Origin of the sequence: Clostridium nigeriense (assembly GCF_050585245.1) — a bacterium.
GTDB classification, from domain to species: domain Bacteria; phylum Bacillota; class Clostridia; order Clostridiales; family Clostridiaceae; genus Clostridium; species Clostridium nigeriense_A.
The window spans coordinates 175856-195321 of sequence record NZ_JBNOOF010000001.1 but is presented as its reverse complement, the minus strand read 5'-3'; the positions used below and the strand labels follow the sequence as shown (position 1 = coordinate 195321).

At 27.6% G+C, this 19466-nt stretch carries 16 protein-coding genes and 1 other annotated feature; of the genes, 14 read left to right on the top strand and 2 right to left on the bottom strand.

The window, feature by feature from the left end; all coding sequences use genetic code 11:
- Positions 1-40 precede the first annotated feature (40 nt).
- A complete protein-coding gene (locus ACQPUY_RS00995) occupies positions 41-742 on the bottom strand; it encodes a DUF6873 family GME fold protein (protein ID WP_430839019.1) in 702 nt (233 codons plus the stop codon).
- Between the two features lie 130 nt (positions 743-872).
- Here ACQPUY_RS00995 and ytxC point away from each other — a divergent pair, with 130 nt between their 5' ends.
- The 14 genes from ytxC to ACQPUY_RS00925 all read left to right on the top strand — a co-directional run bounded on the left by ytxC (position 873) and on the right by ACQPUY_RS00925 (position 17735).
- The gene (gene ytxC, locus ACQPUY_RS00990) at positions 873-1763 is read left to right on the top strand and encodes a putative sporulation protein YtxC (protein WP_430839018.1); all 891 of its coding nucleotides are present in this window, start codon (positions 873-875) and stop codon (positions 1761-1763) included.
- A 248-nt stretch (positions 1764-2011) separates the two neighbouring features.
- Positions 2012-2209, top strand: coding sequence for a 50S ribosomal protein L35 (rpmI, locus tag ACQPUY_RS00985; RefSeq protein WP_008679235.1), 198 nt, complete (start codon positions 2012-2014; stop codon positions 2207-2209).
- A gap of 20 nt (positions 2210-2229) precedes the next feature.
- Positions 2230-2589: a 50S ribosomal protein L20 gene (gene rplT / locus ACQPUY_RS00980; protein ID WP_066892995.1), complete on the top strand. Its 360-nt coding sequence runs from the start codon at positions 2230-2232 to the stop codon at positions 2587-2589.
- Between the two features lie 114 nt (positions 2590-2703).
- Positions 2704-4044 carry a TrkH family potassium uptake protein gene (locus tag ACQPUY_RS00975; protein WP_430839016.1) on the top strand — a complete coding sequence of 447 codons (1341 nt, stop codon included), beginning with the start codon at positions 2704-2706 and terminating at the stop codon, positions 4042-4044.
- 12 nt (positions 4045-4056) lie between these two features.
- Complete coding sequence (locus ACQPUY_RS00970) at positions 4057-4725, top strand: potassium channel family protein (RefSeq protein ID WP_430839014.1); 669 nt, start codon at positions 4057-4059, stop codon at positions 4723-4725.
- Positions 4726-4738: 13 nt separating this feature from the next.
- Entirely contained in the window at positions 4739-5521 is a 783-nt protein-coding gene (locus ACQPUY_RS00965; RefSeq protein ID WP_430839011.1) for a TrmH family RNA methyltransferase, read from the top strand.
- Positions 5522-5587: 66 nt separating this feature from the next.
- Positions 5588-5802: a binding site (T-box leader), on the top strand.
- A 70-nt stretch (positions 5803-5872) separates the two neighbouring features.
- A complete protein-coding gene (gene pheS, locus ACQPUY_RS00960) occupies positions 5873-6892 on the top strand; it encodes a phenylalanine--tRNA ligase subunit alpha (protein ID WP_430839010.1) in 1020 nt (339 codons plus the stop codon).
- Between the two features lie 19 nt (positions 6893-6911).
- Positions 6912-9287 (top strand): phenylalanine--tRNA ligase subunit beta, encoded by a 2376-nt coding sequence (pheT, locus tag ACQPUY_RS00955; protein WP_430839008.1) that lies wholly within the window; start codon positions 6912-6914, stop codon positions 9285-9287.
- Positions 9288-9495: 208 nt separating this feature from the next.
- Positions 9496-10149 carry a cell division protein ZapA gene (gene zapA, locus ACQPUY_RS00950; protein WP_430839007.1) on the top strand — a complete coding sequence of 218 codons (654 nt, stop codon included), beginning with the start codon at positions 9496-9498 and terminating at the stop codon, positions 10147-10149.
- Between the two features lie 145 nt (positions 10150-10294).
- Entirely contained in the window at positions 10295-12646 is a 2352-nt protein-coding gene (locus tag ACQPUY_RS00945) for a DUF3656 domain-containing U32 family peptidase (RefSeq protein WP_430839006.1), read from the top strand.
- Between the two features lie 8 nt (positions 12647-12654).
- Entirely contained in the window at positions 12655-15012 is a 2358-nt protein-coding gene (locus ACQPUY_RS00940) for an endonuclease MutS2 (RefSeq protein ID WP_430839005.1), read from the top strand.
- A gap of 84 nt (positions 15013-15096) precedes the next feature.
- Positions 15097-15561 carry a DUF523 domain-containing protein gene (locus tag ACQPUY_RS00935; protein WP_430839003.1) on the top strand — a complete coding sequence of 155 codons (465 nt, stop codon included), beginning with the start codon at positions 15097-15099 and terminating at the stop codon, positions 15559-15561.
- Positions 15548-16570, top strand: a complete 1023-nt coding sequence (locus ACQPUY_RS00930; protein ID WP_430839002.1) for a hypothetical protein — start codon at positions 15548-15550, stop codon at positions 16568-16570. Before ACQPUY_RS00935 ends, ACQPUY_RS00930 begins: the two co-directional genes overlap by 14 nt.
- A 46-nt stretch (positions 16571-16616) precedes the next feature.
- Positions 16617-17735, top strand: coding sequence for a M15 family metallopeptidase (locus ACQPUY_RS00925; RefSeq protein WP_430839001.1), 1119 nt, complete (start codon positions 16617-16619; stop codon positions 17733-17735).
- Positions 17736-17823: 88 nt separating this feature from the next.
- Here ACQPUY_RS00925 and ACQPUY_RS00920 read toward each other — a convergent pair whose 3' ends face one another.
- Complete coding sequence (locus ACQPUY_RS00920) at positions 17824-19287, bottom strand: aminotransferase class I/II-fold pyridoxal phosphate-dependent enzyme (protein WP_430839000.1); 1464 nt, start codon at positions 19285-19287, stop codon at positions 17824-17826.
- Between the last annotated feature and the right edge of the window lie 179 nt (positions 19288-19466).

Here is a 19466-nt window from a genome sequence, read left to right as displayed (position 1 = left end):
ATAGAAACATTTATATAGAAAATACGTATTATATAAAAGATTAAATTACAAAAAGACTTCCTCTGTCAGTAAGTTTACTATTTTTTAAATAAATAGGTTTAACGTTATATTTACTTAAAAATGAAACGACTTTATTACCATATTTATAATGATTTAAGTCTCCAAAAAAAGCCATTGTAGTATTATTTATTAATCCCCCTGTGCCACCAATAAATCCATAATTTAAGCCTTCTAGAATAATATCACCAGGTGGCAATAGTAGGATATCAAAATCATACTTGCATAGGGTGTTATATATACCAGAATCATTTGTTATTAATGCTTTATCAGAAACATATAAACAAGAACATTTAGTATAGCCTTGCTTAACATTTATTAAAATTTTATTTTTTTGATTATTAAGTAAGTTTTCATCTGTAAATTTTAAGTTATGTATAAAATAATTTTCTAAAATTAAAGCATTTAATATAATATTATTTGGATAACTATCCTTTAGTGAATTTTTACTTTCTATATAAGTTATTCCTTTATCTCTCAGCCTATTTTTGAAATTTTTGTTTATATTTTTGTTTATAATTACCTTTTTAGACTTCTTATCTAATATATTAAATTGAATATCAACATGTCCATTTATAGCTTCATATAAATTATTACATATTGGAATTTCAATAATTTCTAGGCCAAAAGAACTTAATTTTTCTTTTTCAGGATAAGTTGTTCTATAGTCAACAAAACAAACCATAATAACCTCCTAAATAAATTTAGTTAATTTATTATAAAATATTAAAAGTTATTTGTCGATTACTAAGAAATAATTTTTGAATATAGTTAATTTTTTTATACATACTATTATTAGAAAGGGAGTGGAATCCATGCTTGTATTAAGACTTGTTTACAACAGCGACTTAGATTTTGTAGGAGAAATTCAGGAGTTAAGATCAGTCCTAAAGAAAAAAGACATTAAAATAGGAATAGTTGAAAGTGTGGAATTGGATAATCACATTATAAAGATATTATGTGATGATAATAGTTTTAATGAAAGAGTTAAAGAAATTATTAATTTATATATAAGTAATGTACTATATAAAATTGTTTTAGAAGAATATAAAGAAAAAGAAATGTTTGATTATTTAACTGAAAATTATTTCTTTTTAAAACAAGATGAAATAATTGAGGTTGAAGAAAAAATTATGCAGATTTTATTAGGAAATGAAGCTTTAAATTTTGATAATCTAATATATTGCATGAATAAAATAAATTCTATAATTGAAAAAATTAAGAATTGTCTAGAAGAAAACTCTGAAATTAATATAAATGGTTTTATCAGGTTTAGAATGAAAGAACTTAGAGAAGATATAGAAGATATAATTGATAAAGTTATAGAAAGTTATATGGTTGAAAAGGAGTATAAGGAGTTTATTAAGCTTTTAAAATATTTTGTAGAGATTCAGGAAAGTAAAATTGAAGAAGTAAATATAGTAATAGAGGAAGGGGGGAATTATTTAATTATAGATAGAAATAAAAATGATATATTCAAAGAATTTATGAAAGAATTAATTGAATGTAAAGTTGATAGTGATGTAAAAATGGAAGATATTATAATTAGTGGATTAATAACTAATGCACCAAAAAGAGTTATAATACATGGTAAGAAGAATTGTAATAATAAAGAGTTTATGGATACTATTGAAAGCGTTTTTGAAAATAAGGTGTATTTTTGTAATGAATGTATATTATGTGTTGAAAAGCAAGTTAAATTATAAAATCATATTGACAAGTTTTTTGTCAAATAATATAATTACTATTGTTAAGAAGGAACAAAGCCGTTTCTCACCTTACGGCATAGCTTAGTAAGGTAGTATATTCTATTTTAATTTATTGATACTTAAATTAAAGAATGGATATTGTGAGGACGGCATAATGCTGTCTTTTTTATTTTGTATAAGTTTTTAAATATCTTAGTTATTTTTAAACTTATTATTAAAGCATAATTTGAGAGGAGGATTTTATTATGCCAAAAATGAAAACACACAGAGGTGCAGCAAAAAGATTTAAAAAGACTGGAACTGGAAAATTAAAGAGAGCTAAAGCTTTTAAGAGCCATATATTAACTAAGAAAAGCTCTAAGAGAAAGAGAAACTTAAGAAAAACAGCTTATGTTTCAACAACTCAAGAAAAAGCAATGAAAAAATTATTACCATATTTATAAGATTATAGGAGGATTGGAGCATGGCAAGAGTTAAAAGAGCGGTAAATTCACGTAAAAATCATAAAAAAGTATTAAAGCTTGCAAAAGGTTACTACGGTGGAAAGAGTAGATTATTCAAAACTGCTAATGAATCAGTAATTAGAGCTTTAAGAAATGCTTATGTTGGAAGAAGATTAAAGAAGAGAGATTTTAGAAGACTTTGGATAGCAAGAATTAATGCAGCTACAAGAATGAATGGTCTTTCTTATTCAAAATTCATAAACGGAATCAAATTAGCTGGAATAGATATGAACAGAAAGATGTTATCAGAAATAGCTATCAATGATCCAAAAGCATTTGCAGATTTAGTAGAATTAGCAAAAAGTCAATTAAATAAATAATTTACTGCGACCTAGTGGTCGCATTTTTTGTAGATAAAATAGAAATAAAATTGCAAAAATAGTGTACAATAATTAGTGTTAGTACAAAATTTAGTATATCTGTGAGGTGAAGATATGCAACATAACCTTAAAAATTTTTTTAAGTTAAATGGGGCTCAAATATTATCACTAGGATTTTTAGCATTAGTATTAATTGGTGCAGGCTTACTTACTCTACCTATTTCATCAAAAAGTGGAGAAGTTACTAATTTTTTAGATGCCATGTTTACGTCTACTTCTGCAGTTTGTGTTACTGGATTAATAACATTGAATACTAGTACACATTGGAGTATATTTGGTCAAACTGTTATAATGACTTTAATAGAAATTGGTGGACTTGGATTTATGTCTTTTGCAGTATTTCTATCTTTAATTTTAGGAAAGAAAATTACTTTAAGAGAAAGATTGGTTATGCAAGAAGCTATGAATACACATTCTATTCAGGGACTTGTTAAAATGGTCAAATATATTTTAATTTTTACTGTATCAGTTCAGTTTTTTGGAGCATTATTATTATCAACTCAATTTGTACCTGAATATGGATTAAGTAAAGGGGTATTTTATAGTATCTTTCACTCTATATCAGCATTTTGTAATGCTGGATTTGATTTGTTTGGAACAAGTCTTGTTGATTTTTCAAATAATTTTGTTGTAATTTTAGTAATAAGTGCGCTTATTATTATTGGAGGATTAGGTTTTGCTGTACTTTTAGAAATTTATGAATTTAAAGGAATAAAAAATTTTTCAGTTCATTCTAAATTAGTTCTTATAACTACTGGTATATTAATTTTCACTGGATCTATATTAATGTTGTTATTTGAATATAGTAATCCAGAGACTATAGGTTCTATGAATATAAGAGATAAATTTTTAAATTCATTTTTTGCGTCAGTATCTCCGAGAACAGCAGGATTTAATAGTGTTTCAACTAGCGGTATGACTTTAGCTAGTAAGTTCTTAACTATAATTTTAATGTTTGTTGGTGGCTCACCAGGATCTACTGCTGGAGGCTTAAAAACAGTTACTTGTAGCATTTTAGTTTTAACAGTTATTTCTGTAATTAAAGGAAGAGAAGATACTGAAGTCTTTGGGAGAAAATTTACGAAGGAAATAGTTTATAAGGCTTTTACTATTGTATTTATAGGATTATCTTTAGTAATTATTGTAACTATGATATTATCATATACAGAGGTTGGGGTTAGTTTTATTGATTTGCTTTATGAATCTGTATCAGCTTTAGGAACTGTTGGCTTAACACTTGGATTAACACCTAAATTAAGCTTAATAGGAAAGATTCTCATTATCTTTATGATGTATCTTGGAAGAGTTGGTCCATTAACAGTAATGTTAGCTTTAACAAGAAAGAAAAAGAAATTAGGGTACAAATATCCAGAAGGAAAAATTTTAATTGGATAGGAGATGAAGTAGTTGGCTAATAAACAGTTTGTAATTATAGGACTTGGAAGATTTGGTTCTTCAATAGCTAAAACGCTATATTCTTTAGGAAATGATGTATTAGCTATAGATAAAGATGAGGATGTAGTTCAAGAAATAGCAGATAGTGTTACTCATGCAGTTCAATTAGATGCAACTGATGAAAATGCATTAAAATCTTTAGGTATAAGAAATTTTGATGTAGCAGTAGTTACAATAGGTGATAATATTCAATCAAGTATTATGGCTACTTTACTAGTTAAAGAACTAGGTGTGAAATATATAATTGCCAAGGGTCATAGTGATTTACATGAAAAGGTATTATATAAAATTGGAGCTGATAGAGTAGTACTTCCAGAAAAGGATATGGGAATTAGAGTTGCGCATAACTTAGTATCGGCAAATATTTTAGATTATATTGAGTTATCAGAAGATTATAGTATTATGGAAATTCAGGCATTAAGGGAATGGTCTGGAAGTACATTGAACAAATTAAAGCTTAGAAGCAAATATGGAATTAATGTAATGGCTATAAAGAGAGAGAATAAAGTTAATTTATCTCCATCAGCAGATGATATAATTGAAGAAAATGATATAATAGTTGCTATAGGTTCCGCAGAGGATTTAAGCAGATTAGAAGGCATGATAGTTAAATCAAACTAATGAGGTGGTTGCTTTGATTTATATAGAAAGTAAAGATAATAACTTATTTAAGTTTGTAAAAAAACTTAAGGAAAGAAGATTTAGAGATAAAGAAGGACTTTTTATTTTAGAAGGACTTCGTTTGATAGAAGAAGCTATAAAAGCAAATATGGATATAGAATATATTATTATATCTAAAGATTATGAAAATAAGTTTAATGGAGTATTACTAGAAAACAATATTTCAAGTAATAAAATAAATATATTAGCTAATAATTTGTTTATGCAAGTAGCATCAACGGAAAATCCCCAGGGAATTATAGCTGTTATTAAAAAAAATGACAAGAAAAAAGATTTAATTGGAGATTTCTTTTTAATTTGTGATAAGGTTCAAGACCCAGGAAATTTAGGAACTATTATTAGAACTGCTCATGCAGCAGGAGTGGATGGAATAGTTTTAACAAAGGGAACTGTGGATATATATAATGATAAAACTATTAGATCTACTATGGGATCTATATTCTATGTCCCTATATTTTATGATGATAAAGATTTTACTATAATAAGAAATCTAAAGAAGGATGGATTTAGTTTAGTTGCAACATCCTTAAAAGAATCAAGGAACTTTTTTGAAGAAGATCTTAAGGGTAAAATAGTTTTAGCAGTTGGAAATGAAGGTAATGGAATAAGTGATGAACTTTTTGAGTTAGCAGATAAAAAAGTGAAAATTCCAATGCCTGGAGGAGCAGAATCACTAAATGTATCTATTGCCACTTCAATTATTTTATTCGAAAAAGTAAGACAAAATTTGATTTAGTAATAATTCAAAATTACTATTGAAATTATTTATATTTATTTGTATAATTAGTTGTAAAATAAATATGTAAAAACTGTGAATGAGAAAGTAGATATAAAGGACTTTTCAGGGAGAAATGGTCTAAGACTGTAAGCTGTTTCAAAGAAATTTATATTGAAGTTCGCTCAGGAGTTCTAGAAGTGAAATAATAGTAGTTTCTAGCGGATTTTCCGTTATTTAAATTAAGTTGGGTTAAGGTTTCTTAACCAATTAGGGTGGTAACGCGACACTTCGTCCCTTTATAGGGGACGGAGTTTTTTTATTTTTTAGAAAATTATATTTTCTAATTATATTAATAAGGGAGGAAGAAAAATGCAAGAAAAGTTAATGTCTATTAAAGAAAATGCATTTAATGAATTAACAAGTGCAGATAGCAGTTCAAAATTAGAAGAAATAAGAGTAAAGTATCTAGGGAAAAAAGGAGAATTAACAACTATACTAAGAAGTATGGGAGGTTTATCTAAAGAGGAAAGACCAGTAGTAGGAAAACTTGTTAATGAAGTAAAAAAAGAAGTTGAAGATAAAATAGAAGAAAAACTTAATGCAATTAAGGAAAAGGAGAAAAATGACAAATTAGCTTCTGAAATTATAGATATTTCTATGCCAGGAAAGAAAAATATGATAGGTAAGAGACATCCTCTTGATCTAACTTTAGAAAGTATGAAGGATATCTTTATATCTATGGGATTCACGATAGAAGAAGGACCAGAGGTAGAGTTAGATTATTATAATTTTGAGGCCTTGAACATACCTAAAAATCATCCAGCAAGAAGCGAACAAGATACATTTTATATAAATGATAATTTAGTGTTAAGAACTCAAACTTCACCAGTTCAAATAAGAGTTATGGAAAATCAAACTCCTCCAATAAAAATGATAGGACCTGGTAAAGTTTATAGATCAGATGCAGTTGATGCAACTCACTCACCAATATTCTATCAAATGGAAGGATTAGTGATAGATAAAGGTGTAACTTTTGCTGATCTTAAGGGTACATTAGAGCTTTTTGCTAAAAAGATGTTTGGAGATAAGGTTAAAACTAAATTTAGACCTCATCACTTCCCATTTACAGAACCTTCAGCAGAAATGGATGCAACTTGCTTTGTTTGTGAAGGTAAGGGATGTAGAGTTTGCAAGGGAAGCGGTTGGATAGAACTATTAGGATGTGGGATGGTTCATCCACAAGTACTTAGAAACTGTGGTATAGATCCAGAAGTATATAGTGGATTTGCCTTCGGATTTGGTGTTGATAGAATGGTTATGCTTAAATATGGCATTGATGACATCAGATTATTATATGAAAGTGATATGAGATTCTTAAATCAATTTTAATTAACAGGAGGTAAAGGATATGAAGGTACCATTTAATTGGCTTAAAGATTACGTTGAAGTAAATATAGATGCAAAAGAACTTGGAGATAGATTAACTTTATCAGGATCAGCACTAGAAGAGGTTATTACTCAAGGTGATGAAATTAAAAACATTGTTACAGGTAAAATTGTAGAAATAACACAACATCCGGATGCTGATAAACTAAAGGTGTGTCAAGTTGATATTGGAAAAGAAACAATTCAAATAGTTACAGCAGCAACTAATATGAAGGAGCAAGACATAGTTCCAGTTGCTCTTCATAAATCAATTTTAGCTGATGGAACTGAAATTAAAAAAGGTAAACTTAGAGGAGTAGTATCTAATGGTATGTTTTGTTCTGAAGAAGAGCTTGGCATAGCAGGAGATGAACCTGTACATGGCCTTATGATATTACCAGCTGATGCTCCACTTGGAATGGATATTAAAGAATATTTAAATCTTAACAAATCAATTCTAGATTTTGATATTACTTCAAATAGACCAGATTGTTTAAGTATTGTTGGTATGGCAAGAGAAACTGCAGCAACTTTAGGAACAGCTTATAAGATGCCAAACTTAAACTATGAAGTAAAGAGTAATGAAAATATAAATGATAAAATAAAAGTTGAAGTTAGAGACTCGCTTTGCAGAAGATATATGGCTAGAGGTGTTAAAAATGTTAAAGTTATGCCTTCACCAGGTTGGATGCAAGAAAGACTATTAGAAGCAGGGGTTAGACCTATAAATAATATAGTTGATATTACTAACTTTGTTATGTTAGAAATAGGTGAACCTATGCATGCCTTTGATGCAAGAGAAATTAAAAGTGGTAAGATTGTAGTTGAGAGAGCAAAAGATGATGAGGTATTTGTTACTTTAGATGGAATTGAAAGAAATTTAGACTCATCATATCTTTGTATAAAGGACAATGAAACCTCTATAGGTCTTGCAGGAATTATGGGTGGATTAAATTCAGAAATTCAAGATGATACAACAGAAGTTATATTTGAAGCAGCAAATTTTGATGGAACTAATATTAGAGTTAATTCTAAAAAGTTAAATTTAAGAAGTGAAAGTTCATCAAGATTTGAAAAAGACATAGATCCAAACCTTGCTGAGTTAGCTATAAATAGAGCTTGTGCATTAGTATGTGAGCTTGGTTGTGGAGAAGTTATGGAAGGAACTATAGATATATATAACTCTAAAAAGGAAGAGGGACATATTACTGTAGATTCTAAATGGATAAATAAGTTCTTAGGAACAGAAATTTCTGCTGGAGATATGAAGAAGTATCTTGATTTATTAGAACTAAAAACAGAAATAAATGGAGATGATTTAGATATAACAATACCTACTTTTAGAATAGATATTGCTATAAAAGAAGACATAGCTGAAGAAATTGCAAGAATTTATGGATATGATAATGTGCCAGCAACTATATTTAACATTTCGACTGGCAGAGAGCCTAAGTACAAAAATGAATTACTAAGAGATTTAATGGTTAGTAATATGGTATCAAGTGGTTTAAATCAATCGATAAGTTATTCATTTATATCACCTAAGGTATTTGATAAAATCAATCTTCCTGATGATAGTGAATTAAGAAAGGTTATAAAAATCAAAAATCCATTAGGGGAAGATTACTCAGTTATGAGAACAACTACTATTCACTCTATGATGGAATGTTTAGGAAGAAATTATTCAAGAAATAATGAGTATGCAAGACTATTTGAAATAGGAAAAGTATATATTCCTAATGAAGATGAAAGTGTTATACCAACTGAAAAGAATATTTTAACTATTGGAATGTATGGTAATTGTGATTATTTAGATTTAAAAGGAATAGTTGAAAACGCTCTTGAAGTGTTAGGCTTAAATAAGGTAATGTTTGTAAGAGAAAGTGATAATCCAAGTTACCATCCAGGAAAAACAGCAGCTTTAATGATAGGTAATAAAAAGGTTGGTGTTTTAGGGGAAGTACATCCAGATGTTTCAGAAAACTATGAAGTAGATGTAAATTGTTATTTAGCAGAATTAAACTTAGATTTATTATTTGAATATTCTAAGACAGATAGAAAATACAAGGCTTTACCTAAGTTCCCAGCAGTTACAAGAGATATTGCTTTACTTGTAAATGATGAGATCTTAGTTCAAGAAATAGAAGAGACTATTAAAAAAGCTGGTGGAAATCTAGTAGAAAAAGTAGAATTATTTGATATTTATAAAGGAGCTCAAATTCCTGAAGGAAAGAAAAGTATAGCTTATGCAATAGCTTATAGAGATGAAAGAAGAACATTAACTGATAATGATGTAAATAAAGTTCATGATAAGATTTTAAGAAGCCTTGAATATAAGCTTGGTGCTACTTTAAGATAATAATTAAATAAATAGGTAAAAGTGAAGAATAATTAAATTTTAGATATCTTAGATAAACATCTATCTAAGGTATCTTTATTTTTATTGTTTGAAATTTTATACTTTAAATTTTATTAAAACTATAATTAGATTATAATTTCATATATATAATTATATATTTTTATGTTAAAATTAAATTAATATAATTATTATGTTAACGAGGTGTATTATGAATACTGTTACAATTAATATAAATGGTATGGAGTATAATTTAAAGGGTAGAGAAAGCGAAGAGTATTTATTAAAAATAGCTAATTATGTAGATGAAAAAGTTAAAGATATAATGTCAAGTAATAGAAAGTTAAGTTCAACAGCTGGCGCAACATTAGTGGCTATAAACATAACTGATGAGCTATATAAAGCAGATAAAGAGATTGAAAGTCTTTTGAAGAAAAATGCTTCTTTAGAAGAAAGAAATTCAACACTTAAGGAAAGAATTAAGGAAATTAGAGATGAGTCTGAAAATATTGATGAATTAAAGAAGGCTATTGAAGATTTAAAAGCTGAAAATTTAACTCTTAGAGAAGAGGTTGAAAATTCTTATAAAGAAGTAAAAACTACTAGAGAAAATAATGATATACTCAAAGATAATGAAAAATTATATAGAGATAAATTTATTAAATTAAATGAAGATTATAGAATAATGGAAGAAGAATATAATAAGAGTAAGTTAGAAAAAGACAAGCTAAAAGAAAGGCATAAAGAAACTAAATTCCAGTTCCAAAATTTAAAATATAAGGTATTGGATTTAGAAAAAAAATTATTAGATGCCCAAGTTAATTTAGCAAACGAAAAGAAAAAAACTAATGCATTACTAAAATAATATGATTTTTCAGGAGATGATTTTGCATCTCCTTTAAAATTTTTTAGAGTAATTAAATATCACAATAGAAAAATAATAAAAATTGTGTTATATATAATAAGAAAGATTTTAGATAATTATAAACTAAAGCTTAGGAGAATTATTTATGAATAAAGTTGAGATTTTAGCTCCAGCCGGGAGCATGGAGAGTCTTATTGCTGCAATGAATAAAGGTGCCGATGCCGTTTATTTAGGGGGAAATAAGTTTTCAGCAAGGGCTTATGCCTCTAATTTCGATAATGATAATATGATTAAAGCTGTTGATTATGTACATAGCTATGGAGCTAAGGTATATGTAACGTTAAATACTATATTAAAGGAAAATGAAATTGAAGAAGCAGTAAGATATGTTGGCTTTTTATATGAAATCGGTGTAGATGCAATAATATTACAGGATCTTGGATTATTTAAAAGAATTAAGGAGGATTATCCTGATCTTGAAATACATGCTTCAACTCAAATGACTATACATAATGGAGAAGGGGCATTATTCTTTAAAGAAAGAGGATTTCATAGAATTGTACTATCTAGAGAACTTTCAGTAGATGAAGTGAAATATATATCAAAGGATTTAGGAATAGAAACGGAAATTTTTGTTCATGGTGCTTTATGTATATCTTATTCAGGACAATGTCTTATGAGCTCTATGATAGGAGGAAGAAGCGGGAATAGAGGAAGATGTGCTCAGCCATGTAGAATGGAATATACTTTAAAAGGAGAAACATCAGGGGAAAGAAAAGCCCATCTTTTAAGCCCAAAGGATACATGTACACTTGAAGATATAAAAGATATTATAGATTCTGGAACATATTCATTAAAAATTGAAGGTAGAATGAAAAGAGCAGAATATGTTGCAGGGGTAGTTGATAATTATAAAAAAGCTGTAGAAAAAGAATTGAATAATACTGAATATAATGTAAGTAAAGGAAAAAGGCAATTACTTCAACTTTTTAATAGAGGGGGTTTTTCAACAGCTTACCTACATAAGAATTTAGGTAAGGATATGATGAGCTTTAATAGTCCAAGAAATACAGGACTTCCTCTTGGTAGAATAGAAAAAAACAGTGAAATAATTTTAAAAGAAGATATTGCGTTAGGTGATGGTTTTAGATTTAGAGATACAGGATATAACGTAAATAAGATTTTAAAGAATGGAAATGAGGTTAAAGAAGCTAAAAGAGGGGATAAAGTTAAGATATTTCCAACTGCATATAAGGTAGGAGATGAAATATTTAAATCCTCAGATAAAAAGCTTTTTGATTCTTTAGAAGACTCATTGAAATCATATAATAGAAAGATTGCTTTAAAGGCTAAAGTTAGTTTTAAGATAGCAGAACCTTTAAAGATAACTATTAATTATAATAACAAAGAATATGAATTTTTAGGTGAAGTAGTTGAAAGGGCTGAAAAAAAGCCTTTAAGTAAAGAAAGAATTATTGAGGCATTAAATAAATCTTCAGATTGTGTATTTAAAATAGATAATGTTGAGTTTACAGATTTTGAAGATGGATTCTTAAGAGTAAGTGATTTAAATAATTTAAGAAGAGAAGCTGTAGAAGGTATTCAAAAATCAATTACTAAATCATATAGAAGAAGAAGACCTGAAAAGATAAATAAAATCAAAAAAGAAGTTTTTAAAAATTTAGATTTAGATATTATGTATCAATGTATCACAAATGAACAGTTAAATGCTCTATTAGAAGAGAATATTAATGATATAATTGTAGATGTTTTTAATAGAGATATAGATGCTATAAAAGTTAAAGATATAATTGATTTAGTTAGCATGAGAAATATAAATATATATTTAAAAGTACCAAATATAATAAAAAGTGAATTTAATAATGTTATTAAGGTAATTGAAAAAATTAAACCGTATATTAAGGGTATAGTAACAGTTAATGTTGGTATAATAAGAAAATATCAAAGGGAAATGACGATAATTGGAGATTATAAATTGAATATAATTAATTCGGAAGCTTTGAATTTTTATCAACAAGAAATTGATATTCCTACTCTTAGTTTGGAGTTAAATAGAAAAGAGATAAAATCTGTGTTAAAAGGCAATAGAGGGAATGTTCAAGGAATTATTTATGGAAAAACTGAACTTATGATAAGTGAATATTGTCCAATTGGAAGTACTTTTGGTGAAAAATCAGCTTGTAGGGATTGTAACTTGGCATGTACTAGAGATAAATTTACTTTAATAGATAGGATGAATGAAAAGTTTAGAGTAATGACAGATGTATTTTGTAGAAGTTATATCTTAAATCCTAAGCCACTTAATTTAATTGAAGAAAAAGAAGATTTAAGAAGCCTTGGAGTTAATTCCTTTAGAGTTGAATTTAGAGATGAAAATTATAAAGAAGTTAAAAAAGTTATAAAAATGATAAGTGGTGAAGAAAAAATAAATACAAGTGAATATACTAAGGGTCATTATAGAAGAGGTATAGAATAGGAGATAATATGGAAATAAGAACTCTTAAAGTATTAGAATTTAATAAAATAAAAGAAAAGCTTAAAGATTATGCTATTACTAAAGGTGGAAAAGAACTTATTGAAAAACTTGAGCCTTATGAAACTGTATTTGAAGTTAGAAATAAATTAAAGGAAACAGATGAAGCTTTAGACCTTTTAATTACAAAGGGAAATCCACCATTTGAAGGATTACATGATGTAAAGGATGGAGTTGAAAGGGCAAAAAAGGGAGGGATACTGACAGCTGGTCAATTACTTAAAGTTGGTGCAATGCTTAAGTGTTCAAGAAGATTTAAGGACTATATTTCTAGAAGAGAAGATGAAACTGCACATATAATTTTAGAAGATTTAGCATATATTTTAACCCCTATAAAATCTTTAGAAGAAGTTATAGAAGTATCAATAATTTCTGAAGATGAAATAAGCGATAGAGCTAGTGGTGCTTTAAGTTCTATAAGAAGAAACTTAAAAGAAAAGAATGCATCTGTTAGAGATAAAATTAACTCTATTGTAAGAGCAAATGCAAAATATCTACAAGATTCATTATATACTATGAGAGGAGATAGGTATGTTTTACCTGTTAAATCAGAATATAAAAGCTCAGTTCCTGGGTTAGTGCATGATCAAAGTTCAACAGGAGCTACACTTTTTATAGAGCCTATGAGTCTTGTTAATTTAAATAATGAAATTAAAGAGCTTAAGCTTAAAGAGAAAGCAGAAATAGAAAGAATACTTATGGATTTATCCAATAGAGTATATGAAGTTATAGATACTGTGGAAAGCAATTATAAGATTTTAACTGAGTTAGATTTTATATTTGCTAAAGGAAAATATGGATCAAGTTTAAATGCTATATGTCCGGAGGTTAATGAAGATAAGAGTTTTGATATAATTCAAGGAAGGCATCCTTTAATTGATTCAAAGATTGTAGTTCCTTCAGATATTTATTTAGGTAAGGAATTTAGCACATTAATGATTACTGGTCCTAATACTGGAGGCAAGACTGTTACTTTAAAGACAGTAGGATTATTACATCTAATGGGTTTAAGTGGATTATTAATTCCGGCTAAAGATAACTCAAGTATAAGCTTTTTTACAAATATCTTTGCAGATATAGGGGATGAACAAAGTATAGAGCAATCTTTATCAACATTTTCATCTCATATGACTAATACTGTTAAAATAATCAATAAATCTGACGATAATTCATTAGTTTTATTTGATGAAATTGGTTCAGGAACTGACCCTGTTGAAGGAGCTGCACTTGCTATTGCAATAATTGAAACCTTAAGAGGTAAAGGTTCAAGAATAATTGCAACTACTCACTATAGTGAGTTAAAAGGTTATGCATTAAGAACTTCAGGAATTGAGAATGCATCTGTAGAATTTGATGTAGAAACATTAAAACCTACTTATAGACTTTTAATTGGTGTTCCAGGAAAATCTAATGCCTTTGAAATATCTAAAAGATTAGGTCTTAGAGAAGATGTAATAACTAAGGCTAAGGAAAATATATCTTCTGAAAATCTAAAATTTGAAGATTTAATCAGAGATTTACAAGAAAAAAGTATTTTAGCAAATAGAGATGCAAGAGAAGCTAAAAAGATTAAAATTGAAGCTGAAGAAATAAAAAGAAAATATGAAGAAAAAGTAAAAAGACTAGATGAAGTAAGAGATAAAGCTTATAGTGATGCAAGATTAGAAGCAAGAAATATTATTTCTAAGGCAAAAGATGAAGCTGATGAAATACTTAAAGCTATGAGAGAACTTGAAAAGCTTGGTATTGCTCAAGGTGGGAGAGCAAGACTTGAAGAAGAAAGAAAGAAACTTAAAGATAGCTTAGAAAAGAAAGAAGCTTCACTTTATAAAGAAAGAGAAAATAAAGGAGAATCAATTGATAAAGTCGTATTAGGAATGGATGCTTATTTACCTTCTTTAAATCAAAATGTAATTATTATTTCTATGCCAGATTCTAGGGGAGAAGTACAAGTTGAAGCAGGTATAATGAAAATAAATGTTAAGCTTAAGGATTTAAGAAAATTAAATAATACATCTACTAAAAAAGAAAAGAAAAGAAGAGAACTTAATTTAAACTTAAAATCTATTGAAAGTAGAATAGATTTAAGAGGTATGGATTCAGAAGAGGCTTGTTATAAAGTTGATAAGTATTTAGATGAAGCATATATGGCTAATTTAGGAGAGGTAACTATTGTTCATGGAAAAGGAACAGGGGTACTTAGAAAAGCTATTAATAATATGCTAAAAAGACATCCTCATGTGAAAGACTATAGATTGGGAGAATATGGTGAAGGCGGAGATGGTGTAACGATAGTAATACTTAAATAATATTAAAAGAAAATTAATATAATGAGACTCATTTTTTAGAGTCTCTTTTTGTGATATAATTATAATTGGAAAAGAGGTGTTTATATGTACCTTATAAGTAGCTGTTTATGTGGAGTTAACTGTAAATATAGTGGTAGTAATAACTTAAATGAACAATGTCTTAAACTACTTAAGGAAGGAAAGGCAATATTAGTATGCCCAGAGCAGTTAGGTGGCCTTTCAACACCTAGAAGACCAGCTGAGATAAAAGGAACAGCAAATGGTGTTATAAAGAAGGTAGACAAGGTTGTCACTAAAGACAATATAGATGTTACTAAAGAGTTTTTAAAGGGTGCTTATGAAACTTTATATATAGCAAAATTAAGTAATGTAAATAAGGCTATTTTAAAAGAAGGAAGTCCTTCTTGTGGCGTAAATTATATATATGATGGCAGTTTTACTAGTAAAAAGATAGCTGGGAAAGGAATTACTGCAACTATTTTAAAAGAAAATGGAATTGAAATTATAAGCGAATTAGACCTTGGAGGAGAAAAAAATGGGGATTTTTAGTTTTATAAAGAGAATAAAAGATAAAAATAGTGAAGAGTTTGATGAAAAGATTGAAGAATATAAAAAAACTGTAGATTATATTGATAGTGATAAAGATGAAAATATTGAGATAAATTTAAAAGTTGAAGAAAAAGAAATAGAAGAGGAACCTAAAGAAATAATAGAGGAAGTTAAGCTAACTAAGGAAGAATTAGATGAATTAATCTATAATGAAATATTAAGAATAATAGATATATATGATGATTTTGAGGAAGTTAAAGTTGCTGCAATGGAAGCAGCTAAAAAAATTGGTAAAGAAAATTTAGGAGAAATTCCAAAGTTTTTAAATGGGAAAATACATAGGCCTGCTAAATATATTAATAAGTATTTTGAAGATTCCGAGTGGACAATCGTAGTAGAGAATTCAATATTAATGATTATATATAGTTTTAATGAGAATGCTGTTCCTATTCTTGAAAGAATTTCTCAAAAAAATTCTAAACTTAATTTAAAAGCTACTAACTTATTGTGTAAATTAGCTAGTGAAGGAGTTAAAACAGACGAAATAGTTAATTGGATAATGAACAATTTAATTGCTTTTAATGATGATAATAAAATTATAATATTAGGATTTATGTCACAAATTAAAAATAATAATCAAGTAATTGGGTTGATACAGCATTTTTATAAAGTATTTATAAAAAATGGTGAAATTGAATATGCATTTAAAACATTGAAGCACTTAATAAATGCAGCAGAAAGATTTACTCAAGGACATTTAAAATTTTTGAAATACATTGCAATGGGCAAAGAAAGTATAAATTTAGAAGAAATTACAATGTTAGAAGATGGAGATCCTAAAACTATTAATTTTCAAAAAATAGATGAGAATTTAAGTATAGAAGCAGCAGTAACATATTATTCTTTAGATAAAAATGATGATGATATTAATAGTAAGCTTTATTATTTAAGTGAATATTCATTAGATAAAAATTTAAGAGAAAGTATTAAAATGATTTTAAATGAATAAATATACCATAATATTATAATAAAATAAAAAAGATGGGGGTTTAAGTTTGAAAAAGAATAATAAAAAAAGATTTAAATTGAATTTTATAAAAGTAGTTTTATTTTTAACAGTATTGTGGTCAGTTTTATATATTCCTTTAAAAGTTAAACATTTTTCTTTAATAAAAAGAGAAGTAAGTGCTGGAGAAAGGTTTAATGAAAATTTAGAAGCAATACAGGACTTTAAATACATTAAAGATAGCTATAATAACCTTTATAGTGATGATGAAGAATTAAAAAAAATAAGTGATTCAATAAGCTACATAGAAGGTAAGTTATCTAATAAAATTAGTGACGAATTAGAAAATTTAATTTCAGAATTAAAATCAAAGGTAAATGATTTAAGTGCTGCCAATGAAAGAGAATTGGAAGAATACTTTAATAGCATAAATGATAGTGGCTTAAATAATTTCAATGAAGATGAAATTGCTGAAGTAAATAATCTTATAAACGAATATAATAATCTATTTAAAGAAAAAAATTACAAACAAGCTAAAAGTAAATTAGATGAATTAAGTAATTATATAAATGAAACAAAGAAGAATGTAAATCTAAGAAGTATTAATGAAAAATATGAAGAAAAATCAAGTGAAGATGCAAGTTTAAGAGAGCCTACATATATTAATGGAATATTAATTGCAAATAAAGAATATGGACTACCTGATGATTTTGCTCCAGGAGAAAGTGCTGAGGCAAGAGAAGCTTTTGAGGAAATGAAGACAGATGCTGCAAAAGAAGGAATTTATTTAAATGCATTTTCTACATATAGAAGTTACTGGAGTCAATATACACTATATAATAATTATGTATCAAATTATGGACAAGATTCAGCTGACACATTTTCGGCAAAGCCTGGATTTAGCGAACATCAAACTGGACTTGCTTTTGACATAGGTGGTGTAGATAGATCTCTTTGGGCAGAAGAGGATTTTAAATACACTGATGAAGCAAAATGGCTTAAAGAAAATTGTACTAAATATGGATTTATTTTAAGATATCCTGAAGGGAAAGAATGGATTACTGGATATATGTATGAATCTTGGCACTTTAGATATATAGGAGTAGAAAATAGTAAAAATTTTGAAAATAGTGATTTAACATTAGAAGAATATTTAGGATTAGAATAAGAAAGAAGCTATCACTAACAGATTTAGTTTTGTTGTGATAGCTTCTTTTTAATCTTTTAAGATATATAAAATTTAATTTTATACATTTTTATTTAGAAACTATTTTTATATATTTTACAGTGGAATCTTCAGTTCCTTGAACGTATAAATTTGCTCTTTTTAAATCATGAACGTAATCTATAACTTCTTTAGTTATTATTTCTCCAGGACAAAGTACAGGTATTCCTGGTGGATATGCAAGTAAAAATTCTCCCGAAATATCTCCTACACTATCTTTTAACAGCTTAGATGTTTTATCACTATAAAATGCTTCTCTTGGTTCTAGAATTTTTTTTGGAATAGTAGGTATATCTAAGAAATCTTGAACAGGCTCTCTTTTGCCATAGTATTCCTCTGAAATTTCTTTAAGAGCAGAAATTAATATATCCATTCCTTCTTTAGTATCTCCAAATGAACCTACAGCAAGAACATTATAAAAATCTGATAATTCCATTTGAATATGATACTTTTCAGATAAAATCATATCTAACTCAAAACCAGTAATACCAAGTTCTCTAGATGATATTGTAAGCTTAGTGGGATCAAAAGAATAAGAACCAGGTTTTCCTAAAACTTCGTCACCAAAACAATAGAAACCAGGAATTTTATTTATTTCATTTCTTGTATACTTACATAGCTCTATAGCGTTATTTAATAATTCCTTTCCTTCTAAAGCAATTTGTCTTCTAGCACAATCTAAAGATGCCATTAAAATATATGAAGGTGATGTTGTTTGTAGCAGATTCATTATTTGTTGAACTCTTTTTGGATCAACATATTTACTTTTTACATGTAATAAAGACCCTTGAGTTAAAGAGCCTATTATTTTATGTGTGCTTTGAGCGCAAATATCAGCTCCCGCTTCTAAAGCAGACATAGGTAGCTTTTCTGAAAAAGCTAAATGTGGACCGTGAGCTTCATCTACTATTAATGGTATATCAAAGCTATGAACTATATCAGCAATTTTTTTAATATCAGTTGCAACTCCGTAATAAGTTGGATTTATAATAAGAACTGCTTTAGCATCTGGGTTTTCTTCTAAAGTTTTAGCAACAGTTTCAGGAGTGACTCCATGTGCAATACCTAACTTTTTATCAATTTCAGGTTCCATAAATACTGGACTAGCACCACTTAAAATAATTCCTGAAGTAACTGATTTATGAACATTTCTTGGAACAAGGATTTTATCACCATCTTTTACTACAGATAAAATCATAGCTTGTATTGCTCCAGATGTACCATGGATTGAGAAAAATGAAGCATCAGCACCATAAGCATCAGCTACTAATTCTTGAGCTTTTTTTATTGGTCCTGTAGGATGATGTAAACTATCTACTAGCTTAAATACTGTAACATCTATTTTAAAAGGATTTTCTCCTATAAAATCTTTAAAATCTTTATCTATTCCAATTCCTTTTTTATGTCCAGGTACATGAAAGGGTAAAGTTTCTCTATTTACATATTCCATTAATGCGTTAAATAGTGGAGTTTCATTTTGATTCATTTTATACACTAAAAGCACCCTCTTTCTTAAGAATATTATTAGTTATCCTATTAGTTTTATACAAACATAAATATTATATTTTAATAATTAGAACTATGCAATAAAATCCTTAAATTTATTTAATAAATAGTAAATTAGTAAATTTTGAATAAAAAATAATAATTATGTTAACAATATTTTAAGAGAAA

Excerpts from the sequence above, each read along its gene's own strand:
- ACQPUY_RS00995 (WP_430839019.1), bottom strand. The coding sequence starts at position 742 with ATGGTTTGTTTTGTTGACTATAGAACAACTTATCCTGAAAAAGAAAAA.
- ytxC (WP_430839018.1), top strand. The coding sequence starts at position 873 with ATGCTTGTATTAAGACTTGTTTACAACAGCGACTTAGATTTTGTAGGA.
- rpmI (WP_008679235.1), top strand. The coding sequence starts at position 2,012 with ATGCCAAAAATGAAAACACACAGAGGTGCAGCAAAAAGATTTAAAAAG.
- rplT (WP_066892995.1), top strand. The coding sequence starts at position 2,230 with ATGGCAAGAGTTAAAAGAGCGGTAAATTCACGTAAAAATCATAAAAAA.
- ACQPUY_RS00975 (WP_430839016.1), top strand. The coding sequence starts at position 2,704 with ATGCAACATAACCTTAAAAATTTTTTTAAGTTAAATGGGGCTCAAATA.
- pheS (WP_430839010.1), top strand. The coding sequence starts at position 5,873 with ATGCAAGAAAAGTTAATGTCTATTAAAGAAAATGCATTTAATGAATTA.
- pheT (WP_430839008.1), top strand. The coding sequence starts at position 6,912 with ATGAAGGTACCATTTAATTGGCTTAAAGATTACGTTGAAGTAAATATA.
- zapA (WP_430839007.1), top strand. The coding sequence starts at position 9,496 with ATGAATACTGTTACAATTAATATAAATGGTATGGAGTATAATTTAAAG.
- ACQPUY_RS00945 (WP_430839006.1), top strand. The coding sequence starts at position 10,295 with ATGAATAAAGTTGAGATTTTAGCTCCAGCCGGGAGCATGGAGAGTCTT.
- ACQPUY_RS00940 (WP_430839005.1), top strand. The coding sequence starts at position 12,655 with ATGGAAATAAGAACTCTTAAAGTATTAGAATTTAATAAAATAAAAGAA.
- ACQPUY_RS00935 (WP_430839003.1), top strand. The coding sequence starts at position 15,097 with ATGTACCTTATAAGTAGCTGTTTATGTGGAGTTAACTGTAAATATAGT.
- ACQPUY_RS00930 (WP_430839002.1), top strand. The coding sequence starts at position 15,548 with ATGGGGATTTTTAGTTTTATAAAGAGAATAAAAGATAAAAATAGTGAA.